The sequence below is a fragment of the Oleiphilus sp. HI0066 genome, assembly GCF_001635725.1.
Map to the genome: position 1 here is coordinate 1 of NZ_LWFH01000653.1, position 907 is coordinate 907.

At 45.0% G+C, this 907-nt stretch carries 3 protein-coding genes; 2 read left to right on the plus strand and 1 reads right to left on the minus strand.

All coding sequences use genetic code 11. From position 1 onward, the window contains the following. Positions 1-331: pseudouridine synthase (locus tag A3738_RS08270; RefSeq protein WP_231876582.1), on the minus strand; the 331-nt coding region annotated here is incomplete at its 3' end. On the opposite strand from A3738_RS08270, the gene A3738_RS29845 reads away from it, so the two are divergent. Together A3738_RS29845 and A3738_RS08280 are read left to right on the plus strand one after the other, a co-directional pair. Then, positions 324-635 (plus strand): pseudouridine synthase, encoded by a 312-nt coding sequence (locus A3738_RS29845; protein ID WP_231876583.1) that lies wholly within the window; start codon positions 324-326, stop codon positions 633-635. The two genes, A3738_RS08270 and A3738_RS29845, sit on opposite strands and share 8 nt — an antisense overlap. 1 nt (position 636) lies before the next feature. Continuing rightward, on the plus strand, positions 637-907 hold a 271-nt coding region (locus A3738_RS08280), incomplete at its 3' end, for an aminotransferase class III-fold pyridoxal phosphate-dependent enzyme (RefSeq protein WP_156504101.1).

The following is a 907-nucleotide window of genomic DNA, read 5'->3' on the forward strand; positions in this document are numbered from 1 at the left end:
CAGTTCTAGGTTTTAGCTCTACCAAACTGTAACGTGAAGTAGGGAAGCGTCCGTCTGATATGGGCAATTCATACCGCTCTACACGGCGCAGTTGTGTTTGTGCGTCTTTCGGCTCTTTCTCATCTGCTTTTGCTTGATCACTTTTGAAGGCAGCGATTTCTTTCAATGGGTGATCGATTTCTAGTTCTTGCGGCGTATACCCGCGGACTACTGCATAGTACGTCTTTTTTATATGCCGCTGTTCGAATTGATCAGATATTTTCTTTGCCGTTTCTGGGCCGAAAGACGCACAAACACAACTGCGCCGTGTAGAGCGGTATGAATTGCCCATATCAGACGGACGCTTCCCTACTTCACGTTACAGTTTGGTAGAGCTAAAACCTAGAACTGGACGTAAACACCAACTACGCAGACATATGAAACATATCAGTCACCCTATTTCGGGTGACGTGAAATATGGAAAAGGCAATCACAATAGACTGTTTCGCGATGAACTCAATTGTGATCGACTAATGCTCGCAGCCACGGATCTCAACTTGGTTCATCCTATAAGCAACGAGCCATTAACGTTACACTGTTCTTTTGAAAATAGCTTTCAAGCAACGCTAGATAAGCTCGAACAATACAAGGTTTAACATGACTATCCGCTCGCATAACTCGACCGACAAAGAACATATTTGGCATCCTTACAGCGCGATTGGCTCTGATCTCCCTATATTTCATGTCGATTCTGCTAAAGGCTGCAAGATCAAACTCAAAGATGGAAGAGAGCTTATTGATGGCATGTCGTCTTGGTGGAGCACCATTCATGGCTATAACCATCCAGCTATGAATGCAGCGCTAAATAGCCAGTTGGAGAATATGAGCCATGTGATGTTTGGCGGACTGACTCATGACCCCGCTATCG